The following is a 255-nucleotide window of genomic DNA, read 5'->3' on the forward strand; positions in this document are numbered from 1 at the left end:
AATCGTTCAGCACGGGGTCCCCGAATTGCTCCCACCACATCGCGTTGGCAACTTCGGCCGCCTCGCTTGCTTCGAAGCGGAACGTCGCCGGCGTGGGCACCGTGGGTCGCACGTAGTCGGGGCCGAGCAGACAACCGCCCAGGCCGAGACTCAGCCCCGCAAGCAGAAGGGCTGGCACCAAACGCATGATGAACGCGGAGCCGCGCATGTCAGTCGTCCTCGCGCCGGGCAGAGGGTTTAGTGGTCGGAGCGCCT

The 255-nt window shown here is 66.7% G+C and carries 1 pseudogene; it reads right to left on the bottom strand.

Annotated features, from left to right (window positions below):
• Nucleotides 1-187 (bottom strand): annotated as a pseudogene (locus P0D73_RS46935) (efflux transporter outer membrane subunit); the annotation flags it as partial.
• Between the last annotated feature and the right edge of the window lie 68 nt (nucleotides 188-255).

This window comes from Paraburkholderia sp. RL18-101-BIB-B, assembly GCF_046026985.1.
Taxonomy (GTDB): Bacteria; Pseudomonadota; Gammaproteobacteria; order Burkholderiales; family Burkholderiaceae; genus Paraburkholderia.